General features: G+C 69.2%; 16 protein-coding genes. 9 read left to right on the top strand and 7 right to left on the bottom strand.

Annotated elements, in window-relative coordinates; all coding sequences use genetic code 11:
- Nucleotides 1-30: 30 nt before the first annotated feature.
- From IEY30_RS18080 to IEY30_RS18055, 6 genes are all read right to left on the bottom strand, one after another.
- On the bottom strand, nucleotides 31-288 hold the full coding sequence (locus IEY30_RS18080; RefSeq protein WP_030201815.1) for a Txe/YoeB family addiction module toxin: 258 nt from the start codon (nucleotides 286-288) through the stop codon (nucleotides 31-33).
- Between the two features lies 1 nt (nucleotide 289).
- On the bottom strand, nucleotides 290-547 hold the full coding sequence (locus IEY30_RS18075; RefSeq protein ID WP_030201817.1) for a type II toxin-antitoxin system Phd/YefM family antitoxin: 258 nt from the start codon (nucleotides 545-547) through the stop codon (nucleotides 290-292).
- A gap of 910 nt (nucleotides 548-1,457) precedes the next feature.
- Nucleotides 1,458-1,838, bottom strand: coding sequence for a hypothetical protein (locus IEY30_RS18070; protein WP_030201824.1), 381 nt, complete (start codon nucleotides 1,836-1,838; stop codon nucleotides 1,458-1,460).
- A gap of 232 nt (nucleotides 1,839-2,070) precedes the next feature.
- Nucleotides 2,071-3,129: an IS110 family RNA-guided transposase gene (locus IEY30_RS18065; RefSeq protein WP_229675079.1), complete on the bottom strand. Its 1,059-nt coding sequence runs from the start codon at nucleotides 3,127-3,129 to the stop codon at nucleotides 2,071-2,073.
- A 269-nt stretch (nucleotides 3,130-3,398) separates the two neighbouring features.
- Complete coding sequence (locus IEY30_RS18060) at nucleotides 3,399-3,698, bottom strand: type II toxin-antitoxin system PemK/MazF family toxin (protein WP_373286740.1); 300 nt, start codon at nucleotides 3,696-3,698, stop codon at nucleotides 3,399-3,401.
- A 19-nt stretch (nucleotides 3,699-3,717) separates the two neighbouring features.
- Complete coding sequence (locus IEY30_RS18055) at nucleotides 3,718-3,951, bottom strand: ribbon-helix-helix domain-containing protein (RefSeq protein ID WP_030201830.1); 234 nt, start codon at nucleotides 3,949-3,951, stop codon at nucleotides 3,718-3,720.
- 652 nt (nucleotides 3,952-4,603) lie between these two features.
- Between IEY30_RS18055 and IEY30_RS18050 the strand changes: the two genes are divergently transcribed.
- From IEY30_RS18050 to IEY30_RS18035, 4 genes are all read left to right on the top strand, one after another.
- Nucleotides 4,604-5,494 carry a hypothetical protein gene (locus tag IEY30_RS18050; RefSeq protein WP_156035452.1) on the top strand — a complete coding sequence of 297 codons (891 nt, stop codon included), beginning with the start codon at nucleotides 4,604-4,606 and terminating at the stop codon, nucleotides 5,492-5,494.
- Between the two features lie 222 nt (nucleotides 5,495-5,716).
- Nucleotides 5,717-6,058, top strand: coding sequence for a hypothetical protein (locus IEY30_RS18045; RefSeq protein ID WP_156035453.1), 342 nt, complete (start codon nucleotides 5,717-5,719; stop codon nucleotides 6,056-6,058).
- Nucleotides 6,059-6,283: 225 nt separating this feature from the next.
- Nucleotides 6,284-6,622: a DUF488 domain-containing protein gene (locus IEY30_RS18040; protein WP_043417250.1), complete on the top strand. Its 339-nt coding sequence runs from the start codon at nucleotides 6,284-6,286 to the stop codon at nucleotides 6,620-6,622.
- A gap of 155 nt (nucleotides 6,623-6,777) precedes the next feature.
- The gene (locus tag IEY30_RS18035) at nucleotides 6,778-7,071 is read left to right on the top strand and encodes a hypothetical protein (RefSeq protein ID WP_030201836.1); all 294 of its coding nucleotides are present in this window, start codon (nucleotides 6,778-6,780) and stop codon (nucleotides 7,069-7,071) included.
- A gap of 10 nt (nucleotides 7,072-7,081) precedes the next feature.
- Here the strand turns inward: IEY30_RS18035 and IEY30_RS18030 are convergent, their stop codons facing one another.
- A complete protein-coding gene (locus IEY30_RS18030; RefSeq protein ID WP_156035455.1) occupies nucleotides 7,082-9,133 on the bottom strand; it encodes a HelD family protein in 2,052 nt (683 codons plus the stop codon).
- A gap of 248 nt (nucleotides 9,134-9,381) precedes the next feature.
- Here IEY30_RS18030 and efp point away from each other — a divergent pair, with 248 nt between their 5' ends.
- The 5 genes from efp to IEY30_RS18005 all read left to right on the top strand — a co-directional run bounded on the left by efp (nucleotide 9,382) and on the right by IEY30_RS18005 (nucleotide 13,518).
- A complete protein-coding gene (gene efp / locus IEY30_RS18025) occupies nucleotides 9,382-9,945 on the top strand; it encodes an elongation factor P (RefSeq protein WP_030201842.1) in 564 nt (187 codons plus the stop codon).
- Between the two features lie 16 nt (nucleotides 9,946-9,961).
- Nucleotides 9,962-10,375 carry a transcription antitermination factor NusB gene (gene nusB, locus IEY30_RS18020; RefSeq protein ID WP_030201845.1) on the top strand — a complete coding sequence of 138 codons (414 nt, stop codon included), beginning with the start codon at nucleotides 9,962-9,964 and terminating at the stop codon, nucleotides 10,373-10,375.
- Nucleotides 10,376-10,571: 196 nt separating this feature from the next.
- On the top strand, nucleotides 10,572-11,174 hold the full coding sequence (gene pyrR / locus IEY30_RS18015; protein WP_081920617.1) for a bifunctional pyr operon transcriptional regulator/uracil phosphoribosyltransferase PyrR: 603 nt from the start codon (nucleotides 10,572-10,574) through the stop codon (nucleotides 11,172-11,174).
- On the top strand, nucleotides 11,171-12,163 hold the full coding sequence (locus tag IEY30_RS18010) for an aspartate carbamoyltransferase catalytic subunit (RefSeq protein WP_030201848.1): 993 nt from the start codon (nucleotides 11,171-11,173) through the stop codon (nucleotides 12,161-12,163). The genes pyrR and IEY30_RS18010 overlap by 4 nt, the downstream gene beginning before the upstream one ends.
- Nucleotides 12,160-13,518, top strand: a complete 1,359-nt coding sequence (locus IEY30_RS18005; RefSeq protein ID WP_043417252.1) for a dihydroorotase — start codon at nucleotides 12,160-12,162, stop codon at nucleotides 13,516-13,518. Before IEY30_RS18010 ends, IEY30_RS18005 begins: the two co-directional genes overlap by 4 nt.
- The last annotated feature ends 13 nt before the right edge of the window (nucleotides 13,519-13,531 follow it).

The raw sequence follows: 13,531 nt of genomic DNA, 5'->3' as shown, positions 1-13,531 counted from the left end.
TAACGCGCGGATCTGCCGCAGATCGAGCGGCTATCCGTAGTGGTACCGGCAAGCGGCGATGCGAACTTCAGCGCTCGTGATCTTGTAGACGAGGCGATGCTCGTCGGTGATTCGTCGGGACCAGTAGCCGGCGAAGTCGTGCTTCAGCGCCTCGGGCTTGCCGATGCCTTCGTTGCCGTTGCGTTGGATATCGACCAGCAGGGCGTTGATGCGCTTGAGGACCTTGCGGTCCTGCGCTTGCCACCACAGGTAGTCTTCCCAGGCGTTTTCGTCCCAGACGAGCAGCACGTCACTCGGTCTCGATGAGATCGTGGGCCTGGCCCCGGCTGGCCTCGAGACGCTCCATCGCGTCGAGCAGGCGTCTGGCGTTGGAAGGCGAGCGCATCAGGTAGGCGGTCTCCCGCAATGACTCGTAGTCGTCGAGGGAGACGATCACAACCGGCTCGTGCCCGGCGCGGGTGATGACGACCTCTTCGCGGTCGTTGGCGACGGCGTCGAGCACCTCGGCGTAGTGGGCGCGGGATTCTGTGTAGCTCATCGTCTTCATGGTTGCCTCCTGTACAGAAAAGTGTACGTCCGACCCGAGTTCGAGGCAAGCCCAGGTGGGCACGCCCTTCACTCATCTGCCCCGATCGTGCTTCCTGTCGAGAACACTCGCTTCCGCGTCGCAGTCCCGCACACACGGTCGTCCTGGATGCGCAAGCGCCCACTCTACGGGGCGGCTCGGTGGTCTTACGATCGGTAGATGCGGACCGCCGTCGAGAGGCCCTGCGGCGGACGGTGCCTGATCGCCTTGGCGACGACATGGCTTGTGGCGACAACGGTGCTGGGCGCCTGTACTCGTGGGGACCGCGGCGCTGGGGCGGTGCCGGACAGCCGCAGCAATCGGCCGGCGGCCCGCTCGGCACCAGCCTCGGGCTCGCGGTCGGCGCAACCGGGGCCGGCCGAGTCCTGCACGGGGGCAATTGAGGTGGGCCCGCTGCCGGCCTGGGCACGGGTCGGCTTCGATCCGCCCGGCCAGAAGGTCCGCCAGGTGCACGGTAGCCGCGGGCAGATCCTCGGAGTCGTGTTCGCCGACCCTCTGCGCGCGCCTGCGAAGAGAGGCTATGGGAACAAGATCCTGTGGCTGGCCGCTCCGGTGGCGCCCACCGCAAGGCCTGCCGAGTCGCCCACGAACGGGGACCTACTGATCGATGCCAGCCTCATCGGTAGTGCCATGAGAGTGCGACGGATCGTCCCGGGCGGTCCCGGCCCTTCCCTCGTCGACATGCCACGAGCCGGCTGCTGGCGGTTCGACCTGTCGTGGGACGGTCACCAGGACGCCGTCCTCCTCCCGTACTCCTCACCGTGAGTGCTGCACTTTGGGGCCGAAAGCCTGAGGAAACGTCCTCAACTGCCGCTCGGAGGACGGGACGTCCGACATTGCCGCGCTGCGGGCGAAGCTTCACTTGCGGGAATCATCGTTCGTCCAGACCGAGCTCATTCCGTAACGCCTCGGACTTGGTCGCGTCACACCAGTCGATCCGCATCGGTTTGCCGTCCCACATGAACCGTCCCTGAGACCAGTCGTCCAACTCGTCGCCAAGGACTTCATCGCTTAGCCAACTGTCCGTTTGAACACCGTCGCACATAAGCATGTGCAAGACGACGAACTCCCGGGGATGGGACCAGCGCCGCCACCAGAGATGGCCAGCGGTCTGCTTACGCTCAAGATCGACTTGAATGAAGACCTGCATCGCTGGCTCGCCGTTGTCCGACACCACGGCAGCGCGGTCCCGGTAGGGATCGAGGCGGTGATCGACTAGCGCGCCGTCGTAGTCCTTTGGCCACAAAGGCATGGTCGTAGTCTCGCATCGCTCATAGCCCAGTAGCAGTCGCCATTCGTCCGTCAAGAAGTCCGCAACGCACGCTCATGGCACCCCTTTAGGTCAAGACGTGGCGAGGGCCGGGGTTCTACGCTGGGTGGTGACGGGTCCGGGAAGAGGCTTCTCCGAAGAGCCGGTGTGGGGTTGTGAGCCGGTCACGCTGGAGTCAGAGACGTTGCCCCGGTGCCCTCCCGGGCCCGTCACCTCACGCGCGCGGAGGGCAAGGTCGCGGCGGGTCTGGTCGGCGACCATCCGCGTACACGACATTCGGCAGGCGCCGCTTCAGGGACCGCATCGCCATCAGCGACGGTGTCCCGCCGGCCTTGCGGGCGTCGTAGAACTCACGCCCCGGGCTCGGGTTACGCAGCTGCACGACGGCCATGATGTGCAGCGTCCGATTGATCCGGCGGTTCCCGGCACGGGACAGCCGGTGGCGTTGCTGCGCCCCGGAGGACGCATCCAAGGGCGCGGTGCCGTTCCACGAGGCGAACCGGTCCTTGTCCCGGAAGCGGTGGATGTCCCCGACGCCGGCCAGCAGCCGCGCGGCGCCGGTCGGGCCGATCCCGGTCAGCTCCAGCAGGGTCGAGCCGCGCTCCTGCACGAGCGCGGTCAGCTCTTTCTCGGCGGTCTTGATCTTGCGGTCGATCACCTCGAGCTCCCCGATCAGTTCGACGACGAGACGGCGACGGGTCTTCCCGACGAGGTCGCGCGGCTTCACCTTGGCGACCAACGCTCGGGCCTGCGGCGCGGACAAGAACGTCTTCGCGCCACCCGGAATCAGTTCCAGCAGAAGCCGATGCAGCCGGTTGACCGTCTGGGTCCGGGCCCGACCGAGCTCGTCGCGGCGGTCGACCATCATGCCCATCACGACCAGGTCATCCTCGACCAGCACCGGCCGCAGCCCGGGCTCGGCCGGCGCATACAACGCGGCGAGGGCCACGGAGTGGGCATCGACCGGGTCGGTCTTGCGGGCGTTACCGGTGGCGAAGACCCGTACCTGCGCCGACAGCTTCGTCGGCACGTCCACCACCCGTTCCCCGTCATGGACGAGGCGGTGGGCGATGTGCCGGCCAATGCCGTTGCAGCCCTCGACCGCCCACACCCGCTCACCGCTCGACCCGTAGGCCCGGCCCGCGGCGAGCATCGCCGCGTAGCCGGCCTCGTTCGTGTCGAACCGCCCCACCTCGAGTACTCGCCCGGTCTGGTCGATGACCTCGATCGTGGCCGAGCGCTTGTGCGGGTCCATCCCGATGATCACGCCCATCGCCCGTGCACCTCCTCATTTCGCTCCGTGGTGTGGAAGCGGGGAGGGCATCGCTACTTTGAGCAGAACAAACCCCTTTAGAGCCTCTCCTCGCGCGGTGCCCGACGAGAGCGCATGCCATGAGAGAGCCACACCAATGACGCCGGTGGGCAGCCGCATATGAGAGCGTCTCGCCGAGCACCTGGACCGAGTCTGGCCGGACACCGATCCTGCAACCAGTCTCTAAGTAGCCGCACGGAGGACGGGACGTCCAACATTGCCGCCGTGAGCTACTCGAGAAGTGGCACGTCGAGGTCGTATGCCAGCACGACAGCTCGCGCCAGCTGCCTTTCCTGTGCGGGACTGAGATAGCCGACCGTGCGACCGAGCGCGCCCACCGGAACGGTGAGGACGTTGTCCAACGAGACCACGCAGTCGTGGTCCAGCCCGTTGCCGGGTCCCACCGCCACCTCGCTGGACAACCCCTTGATGGTGCCGGTGATGGGGGCCACGGTCACCTTCGTCATCGCACCCCGAGCAGCTTCCCGGGTCAGGACGAGCGCTGGTCGCGTCTTGTCGAGGCGGACCAAGCAGATCTCCCTCACCCGGTCAGTCCTCGACCCGAATGTGGGTGCTGGTCCACGCCACGAGGTCGTCAAGATCGTTCGCCGCGCCCTTGGCGCCAAGAATCCGAACGTCATGCTCCGCGACCAGCCGGCGCATCTCTCGTTCCAGCGCCGACGTTACGAGGGCTGCCCTGCTCGTTGCCTCGCCCGCGGCCACAGCACGGTCGAGGAAGGCCACCATCTCGTCGGGCAGGCGGACGGCAATCTGGGTGCTCATGCAACGAGGATACTGCAGCGAATCCCAATCTGGGATGCACGCTCATGCCGCGGATCGCGCGAGAAACGGCATACCCTGCAACGTTTCGCTCCTTCGAGGTGTCGAAAGAATGTGATGTCAGTTCCGCGATGCTGGCTTGGGTGCACGACTGCCACGCTGTTCCTCGGCTTTGCACTGACAGCGTGCGCGACGGAGGCGCCGCCTGCCACGCCCCTGACGTTCCATCAAGGAGTTTCGGCGGAGACGGAGTCGACGACCGTCAGGTTGGCCGCCGACGCATGCCGTCGACAGCCCTACGGCGCGACCGTCTCCGAATCGGCCGAGGAGGTTCGGATTGCGCTGAGCGCCGCTGCGCCGGCAGGCAATACCGCGGCGTCATGCAGCGACCTGGTCAGGGTCAGTCTCAAGCACCCCATTGGCTGCCGAGCGTTGGTAGACGCCAGCACGGGACGCCGGGTGCCCGTCGCAGTGGAACTCGTTGGCACGGGCCCTCAGGTCTCGGGACTACGTCGCCGTGAGATTGCCGAGCACTCCTACACAACGTCCGGATTTGCCGCCGACAGGTGGCACGTTGACGCACGACTCCAGCCGCGCTCTTAGGCTCGGGATGCAACGTGGCATTTGGCCTCAAGGCTGAGAGCGGAGTGTTCGAATGGTTGAGGACCTGACTGGAGCGACGCTCCCGGCGCGCGCGAAGCAGCGCGCCCAACTAGCCGCCGACCCGTCAACCTCCGCCCCGGTGTTGAGGAACTTGTCGCGGGACGCGGGGCCGGCTGTCCGCAGAGCGCTGGCACAGAACCCCTCCACGCCCAAGGACGTGCTTGTCACGCTCGTCACGGATGAACGCAAGAACACCCGACTGGCCATAACCAACAACCCCTCGACTCCGGAAGAGGTGCTTGTCATGCTCGTCAGTGATCCCTTCAACCAGATCCGATGGACTGTCCCCCTGCACAAGAACTGTGGGGCCGCGGCCCAGCGGGCTGTCGCAGCATCGCAAGACTCCATGGCCAAGCAGAACCTCGCGGGGCAGCAACTGGCCCCCGACGTCGCGGCTGCTCTAGCCGCAGACCCCGACCCTCAAGTTCGAGGACGGCTGGCAGCATTCACCCGAGACGCAGAACTCCTGGAGCGACTCATGGCCGACCCCTCGGACATCGTTCGGGCCGGCGCGACGGAGAACCGCAGTCTCAGTCGTGAACAACTGCTGACTCTCGCAAAGGATCGCTCCAAAAGAGTGAGGGGTCAGCTCGCCGGATTCAGGACGAACCTGCCCCCTGACGTTCGCGCGCTCCTGGCCCGCGACAAGTCCGTCGACGTCCGCTTTGAACTGACGATGAGCCCTCAGCCCGGCTCGATCGCAAAGATCCTTGCAACGACACTCATCCAGATGTCGCCACCAACATGCAGCAGTGGCCGCCTGCAGAGGAATAGCAGCCGCTCCGAACGCACGCCCACGTCGCCGGGAGGACGTTCGCCACGCCAGACCCGACCGCGCAGAACGCCTTTCTATGCCGCGGACGGTGCGTCGCTCGACGGGTGATCTGAGGATGTCCGGCGAGCGAAACGGTCGTCGTGGGTGTCGAGCAGAGTTTGAACGTTCACGGCTGGTGTGCCCGTCACCTCGCGAGACATTCGGCGGGCGATGGGCTGGAACGCGGAGATCGGGCGTGGAGTCTTACCTGGAGCGACGGCACTGACCCCCTGTTCTTGCAGTGTCGCCCGAGCGCGGCCGAGCCCCGACCACCACGACGCAAGGGACATCATGACGACACCATCAAGCCTCCCTGCTAGCGACCGCCAGGCATCGCGGAATCCGACGCCGGCACGGCTGTCGACCGGGGTCGTCATCATCCTGCTCATCACCATGTTCACCTCCTGCTCGGCGGCCAGCAGCGCCCGAGACGCCGCCAACAACGCAGCAAACCAACAGGCCAGCAGCGACACCGCCGGGTTGGCCACCAGCCAGGACGTCCAAGCCATGTGCCGCCTGCTGGGCGCGGTGGCGGCCAAACAGGGCACGGACGTGACGGCGCTGTTCAAGAACAACCCCACAGGGTCCGTATGCGAACAGGCCGCGACGGAATCCGGCGTCCCTCACCCCTGACCCGCCCAATCACACCGCCACGATGGGGCGTTCGGCACCGTCCGCTTATGCCTCTCTACGCGTCATCAGCGATGCACGAGGGGGCTGTGCGAAACTCGCTGAAGTCCGCCATCGAATACCGAATCGGGACCCTCATTCTCCCAGTGCGTCGCGTCGGCGTCGAAGTCAGCGGATCCATCGGCGCTGGAGGGCGGGATCGTGACGAAGAGTCCCCGAGACGTACGAGTGCGCAGGATCTACGAACCGGCGGAAGAGCAAGACGGAAAGCGCGTCCTGGTGGACCGACTGTGGCCACGCGGAGTGAAGAAGGTCGACGCCCATCTCGACGAGTGGTCCAAGGACGTGGCGCCCTCCACAGAACTGCGCAAATGGTACAGACACGAGCCGGCGAAGTTCGAGGAGTTCAGCCGGCGTTACCTTGCCGAACTCGATGACCCGGCGCGCGCCGAGGCTTTGGATCACCTTCGGGAGCTGGCGAGCGGTCAGCGGCTGACCCTGTTGACGGCAACCAAGAATGCCGAAATCAGCGAAGCGTCAGTCCTCGCCACCATCCTTCGTGAATGAGCCTGGCCGGTGCGGACTCCGGTCAAGCAGAGTCTCAGCGACTTGCCACGCCCTCGGTGCCGGCGACGGGAAAGACCGCACGTGCCGCGCGGAGCAGGTGGTGTCCGGGCGTCTGAGCACGCAGACATTCGCCGTCCTGTGCGAGCCTGCTTGTCATGGGTGAGGATGAGAAGCTCGTCGTCAGCGCCATGGCGATCAACGTGACGGTCCCCGAGGAGCTGCGGTGGACCGACACCCGCCGCGGTCAGGTCTTCCGGCTCGACACGCTCAACGTGCGGATGCTGCCCGACGGCCATCTCGCGGCCAAGGCGTACGGCCGACCCGTCGAGGGCGGCCGGGGCCAATATGTGTCGTTCGCCGTGCCCGACCGTCCCGAGCTCGTGACGCTCATCTCGGCGGCCGCGGACCGCGCCGCCGAGTGGTGGGCGGGCCACCGGGGTCTGCAGTGACCGTTGCCGGTCAGGCGGCGCCGAGAGCCTCGGGCAGGGGCTGGGCGTGCACGATCGTCAGCTCCGACACGGCGCGGGTGAGCACGACGTAGAGACGGCGCAGACCGGTGCGCTCGTCGGGCTCGGCTGCCGCGATGGCGGCCGGCTCGAGCACCACGGTGCGGTCGAACTCGAGGCCCTTGGCCACGCTGGCGGGCACGACCTCGACCTGGTGGTCCTCGTCGTCGCCGTGGTCGCGGTCGAGCCGTCCGTGGGAGACGCCCTGTGACGCGAGCGCCGAGGACACGCGCTCGACGTCGGCGTCGGGCACGATGACGCCGACCGACCCCGCAGCGCCGGCGGCGCGCTCGACCGCGTGCACGACCTCGGCGTCGAGGTCGACGGCCGCTGCGGGTCGGAACTCGAGCCGGCCCGGATTGTCGCGCACCGACACCGGTGCGCCGAGCCCGGGAGCCATGACGGGCAGCAGGCGGGCGGCGTACTCGATGACGACGGCCGGCACGCGGAAGCCGCGGTCGAGCACGACGAGGTCGTGGTCGTCCTTGCCGAGGTGGCGCATCGCCTCCTCCCACGAGGCCGTCGCCCACGGCGTCGTGCCCTGGGCGATGTCGCCGAGCACGGTGACCGAGCCGGTCGAGGCCCGTCGCCCGACGGCGCGCAGCTGCATGGGGGAGAGGTCCTGGGCCTCGTCGAGCACCACGTGGCCGAGGCTCGGCACGCGTCGCAGCAGGTCGTCGACCTCGTCGAGCAGGGCCATGTCGGCGCGTGACCAGCGGGCGGCGCCCTTCGTGCGGGCCGGCTTGTCCCACAGGAGCATCCGCTGCTCGTCGTCGGTGAGGTCGTCACCGGCCGCTGCGTGCAGGGCGTCGGCGTCGGACCACAGCCGGTGCAGCACGCCCTGCGGGTCGAGCGGTGGCCACACCGACGAGACGTACTTCTTGACAGCCGCGGACTTCGCCACGGCATCCTGCACCCGGTCGTCGGGTGCGTCGCCGGCCCGCTCCATCTCGAGGAGCACGTGGTGGGCGAGCCGCTGGGGGAGCAGGTCGCGCGCGGCCGAGTAGCGCACGCCCCGCTCGGCGAGCTCGTCGACGATCGCCGCCACCTCGTATGCCGGCACGCGCCACTTGCGCACGCCGCGCGGCACCACGAGCGCCTCCGTGGGACGCACGAGGCTCGACCACACGGCCCGGCGCAGCACCGCCGCGAGCCGGGCGTCGCCCTTGAGCGTCGCGACGTCGGGCGGCTCGTCGGCCCGCACCGTGCCGTGCTCGAGGAGGGTCTCGATCGTCGCGTGGCCGACGCGCACCTCGCCGAGGGAGGGCAGCACGGCGCCGATGTGGTCGAGGAACGCCCGGTTGGGTCCGACGACGAGCACCCCGGAGCGGTCGAGGCGCTCGCGGAAGGAGTAGAGCAGCCACGCGGCGCGGTGCAGCCCGACCGCCGTCTTGCCGGTGCCCGGTGCCCCCTGCACGCAGACGCTCACCGTGACGTCACTACGGACGATCTCGTCCTGCTCCGGCTGGATCGTCGAGACGATGTCGCGCATCGGGCCGGTGCGGGGTCGCTCGATCTCGGCCGCGAGGATCGAGCCGGCTGCGTCAGCCGACGCCGGCTCACGCAGGTGCTCGTCCTCGAGCGCGGTGAGTCGCCCGCGGTCGACGCCGAAGCGCCGCCGCAGCACGACGTCCATGGGCTCCAGCGGCGACGCGCGGTAGAAGGCGGTCGAGATGGGGGCGCGCCAGTCGACGACCACGGGGTCGCCCGCCTCGTCCGACACGTGTCGGCGACCGATGTGGAACTGCTCGGCCGGGCCGTCCGGAGGGTCGACGTCGATGCGGCCGAAGAAGAGGGTCGTGCGCGGGTCGTCCTGGAGCGAGGCGATGCGCCGGGACAGCACCCAGCCGAGGACCTCGCCCGAGATGGCGTCGCTCGCCTTTGACGCGTCGAGCGACTCGGCCAGCTCGCGCATCCGGGTCAGCTGGGCCCTCGCGGCGTCGAGGTAGGCCTGCTCCTTCGCGAGCTCACCGGTCAGCGCGTCCGTGGTCGCCCTGGTCTCCATCGTCTCCGTGCTCGGCTCGGCGCTCGGGGACGGGGACATGACGAAGCCGCCTTTCGTGGGCCGGGGGTGCGAGGGGGAGGAGCGAGCCTACACCCGGGCGCGCTACGACGGCCGTGACGATTCCGCGATCGGGCGGACCCCCGGCTAGACTCGTGCGGCAACTCCCCAAGTCAAAGAACGTCCGGGGCTCCGGCGTGCCCAAGCGGCACCCGACCGGGCCGGCCGGCATACGAAAGTGGTTTGTGACGATGGCTTCGACCAACGACCTGAAGAACGGCATGGTGCTCAACCTCGAGGGACAGCTCTGGTCCGTCGTCGAGTTCCAGCACGTGAAGCCCGGCAAGGGCCCGGCCTTCGTGCGCACCAAGCTCAAGGCCGTCCTCTCCGGCAAGGTCGTCGACAAGACGTTCAACGCGGGCACCAAGGTCGAGACGAGCAACGTCGACAAGCGGACGATGCAGTACCTCTACAAGGACGGCACCGACTTCGTCTTCATGGACACCGACACCTACGACCAGACCAACGTGTCGGAGACCGTGGTCGGCGACGCCGCGAACTACCTCCTCGAGAACCAGAACGCCATCGTCGCCACGCACGACGGTGCCCCGCTCTACGTCGAGCTTCCCGCGTCGGTCGTCCTCGAGATCACGCACACCGAGCCCGGCCTGCAGGGTGACCGCTCGACCGGTGGCACCAAGCCGGCGACCCTCGAGACCGGCGCCCAGATCAACGTGCCGCTCTTCCTCGAGACCGGCACGCGCGTCAAGGTCGACACCCGCGACGGGTCGTACCTCGGCCGCGTCAACGACTGAGCGGACGCGAACTCCCTTGGCAGCACGCAGCAAGGCCCGTACGCGGGCCCTCGACATCCTCTTCGAGGCGGACCAGCGCGGTCTCAACGCCGAGACGCTCCTCGACGAGCGCCTCGGCGACCGCGAGTCGCGGGCGGCGAACAACCCCTACACCGCGGAGCTCGTGCGCGGCGTGGTGGCCAGGTGGAACGACATCAACGCGGCCCTGACCGACTACAGCCAGGGCTGGACGCTCGAGCGGATGCCCGCCGTCGACCGCGCGATCCTGCGCCTCGGCGCGTGGGAGGTCCTCTGGAACGACGAGATCCCCGACGCCGTGGCGATCTCCGAGGCCGTGACGCTCGCGACCGAGCTGTCGACCGACGAGTCGCCGGCGTTCGTCAACGGCCTGCTCGGCCGGCTGGCCGAGGTCAAGGCGACCATCGTCTGACCGACGCCCCAGCAAACGCACGAAGCCACCCGTACGCGGGTGGCTTCCTGCGTTCCGGGCGTCCAGGGGCTTCCCGCCGGCGCGGCGTGCCGAGGACCGGACCGGTGTCGGCCAGGGCCCGGCGCCGCGTTAGACTCCACGGCGAAGACATCCTTTAACCACCGTCCTGTGAGGCGGGGAAGGAGGTCCAGCGGCTGTGACCTGCCCTGACCTGAGTGCATCTGCCCAGTCATCGAGCGACCGCTCGAGCATCCCCGAGGACGCTCGCGACGTCATGAGCGAGGGCGACATCGCCCGGGCGCTCCGTCGCATCGGCCACGAGGTCCTCGAGCGCAACAAGGGCAGCGAGGGCCTGGTGCTCCTCGGCATCCCCTCGCGCGGTGTGCCGCTCGCCCGCCGCCTCGCCGCGGGCATCGAGCAGGTCGAGGGCCACGCGGTGCCCGTCGGCGAGCTCGACATCACGCTGCACCGCGACGACCTGCGCCGCAACCCGGTGCGCACGGCCCACCGGTCCCGCATCCCCGACGGCGGCATCGACGACAAGGTCGTGGTGCTCGTCGACGACGTGCTCTACTCCGGCCGGACGATCCGCGCCGCGCTGGACGCGCTCTCCGAGCTCGGCCGTCCCCGAGCGGTCCGGCTCGCGGTCCTCGTCGACCGGGGCCATCGCGAGCTGCCCATCCGGGCCGACCACGTCGGCAAGAACCTCCCGACGTCGAGCACGGAGCGCGTGCACGTCCGGGTCGCCGAGGTCGACGGCCTCGACGTCGTGCGCATCAGTGGCGGTGACGCCCGATGACGAAGCACCTCATCTCCTCGGCGGACCTCACGCGCGCCGAGGTCGAGGACATCCTCGAGACGGCCTCGTCGATGCACGACCTGCAGCGCCGCGAGGTCAAGAAGGTGCCGACCCTGCGCGGTCGCACGGTCATCAACTTCTTCTTCGAGGACTCGACCCGCACCCGCAGCTCGTTCGAGATCGCGGGCAAGTGGATGTCGGCCGACACGATCAACCTCTCGGCCAAGGGCTCCTCGACGAGCAAGGGCGAGAGCCTGCGCGACACAGCGATGACCGTCGATGCCATGGCGGTCGACGCGCTCGTCATCCGCCACAACGCCTCGGGGGCCTGCCAGCAGGTCGCGCAGTGGGTGCGGTGCAGCGTCATCAACGCGGGGGACGGCACCCACGAGCACCCGACGCAGGCCCTGCTCGACGCATACACCCTGCGTACGCGCCTCGGTGACCTCGACGGCAAGCACGTCGTCATCGTCGGCGACCTCACCCACTCGCGGGTCTTCCGCAGCAACGTCATCACCCTCAAGACCCTCGGTGCGCGCGTCACCGTCATCGCCCCGCCCACGCTCATGCCGAGCGGCATCGGGGCATGGAGCGCTGCCGACGGCTTCGCAACGAGCTGGGACCTCGACCCGGTCCTCGACGGCGAGGGCGAGCACGGACCGGTCGACGCCGTCATGATGCTGCGCGTCCAGCGCGAGCGAATGAGCGGTGGCTACTTCCCGACGGCTCGCGAGTACACGGTCGGCTACGGGCTGACCCGCGACCGCCTCGAGCGGCTCGTCGCCCGCAACGACGACGTGCTCGTGCTGCACCCCGGCCCGATGAACCGCGGCCTCGAGATCGCGCCCGAGGCTGCCGACTCGCCGCAGTCCGTCGTGCTCGACCAGGTCTCCGCGGGCGTCGCCGTCCGGATGGCCGTGCTCTACCACCTGCTCGCGGGGGACGACACGCCCGCGCCCGTCGCCGCCACCGAAGGAGCCGTCCGATGACCCGCCTCGTGATCCGCGGTGCGCGGCTACTCGGCGCCGACGCCGCCGACCTGCTCGTCGAGGACGGCGTCATCACCGAGGTCGGCTCGGTCTCGGCGCCGTCCGACGCCCAGGTGCTCGACGCCGACGGGCTCGTCGCGCTGCCGGGCCTCGTCGACCTGCACGTGCACCTGCGCGAACCGGGCCGCGAGGACGCCGAGACGATCGCCACCGGCTCGGCCGCGGCCGCCGCCGGCGGCTTCACCGCGGTCTTCGCGATGGCCAACACGAGTCCCGTCACCGACACCGCCGAGGCCGCCGAGCGTGTGCTCGACCTCGGCCGGGCCTGCGGCCTGACGGAGGTCGTGCCGGTCGGCGCCGTGACCAAGGGCCTCGAGGGCGCGGAGCTCGCCGAGCTCGGCCTCATGGCCCGGTCCCGCGCCAAGGTGCGGGTCTTCAGCGACGACGGCCACTGCGTCCACGACGCGCGCATCATGCGACGGGCGCTCGAGTACATCAAGCCGTTCGGCGGGGTCATCAGCCAGCACGCGCAGGACCCCCGCCTCGCCGGCCGGGAGGCCTGCTGCCACGAGGGCGAGGTCTCGGGACGGCTCGGCCTGCCCGGGTGGCCCGGCATCGCGGAGGAGTCGGTCGTCGCGCGCGACGTCATGCTCGCCCGGCACACGGGCTCGCGCGTCCACGTCGCGCACGTCTCGACCGCGGGCACCGTCGAGGTGATCCGCTGGGCCAAGGCCCAGGGCATCGACGTCACGGCCGAGGTCACGCCGCACCACCTGGCCCTGACGACCGACCTGCTGCTCGGCTACGACCCGGTCTACAAGGTCAACCCGCCGCTGCGGCCCAGCGAGGACGTCGAGGCGCTGCGAGCGGCGCTGGCCGACGGCACCATCGACGCCGTCGCGACCGACCACGCGCCGCACGCCCGCCAGGACAAGGAGCACGCCTTCGTCGACGCGGCCTTCGGCATGCTCGGCCTCGAGACGGCCCTCTCGGTGGTCAGCGACGTCATGGTGCGCTCGGGGCTGCTCGACTGGGCCGACGTCGCCCGCGTCATGTCGGCCGCACCCGCGCGCATCGGCGGACTCGCCCACCAGGGGAGGGAGCTCGCCGTCGGCAGCCCCGCCCACATCACCCTCGTCGACCCCGACCGTGAGGTCACGGTCGACGCCGCCGCGAGCCGCAGCCGCTCGCGCAACAACCCGTGGCACGGGCGCACCCTGCGAGGAGCCGTCCTCGCGACGGTCCACGCGGGCCGCGTCACCCACGACGTCCGCAACGGCGCGGACGGTGCCCCCACCCGACGGGGTACCGAACGAGAACTGACGAACGCGACGACCACGGGAGCAGACCTGTGACCACCCAGACACC

It is taken from the genome of Terrabacter tumescens, assembly GCF_014646815.1.
Lineage (GTDB): Bacteria > Actinomycetota > Actinomycetes > Actinomycetales > Dermatophilaceae > Terrabacter > Terrabacter tumescens.
Note: the sequence above shows the minus strand (reverse complement) of the source record. Positions and strands in the feature narration are given on the sequence as shown.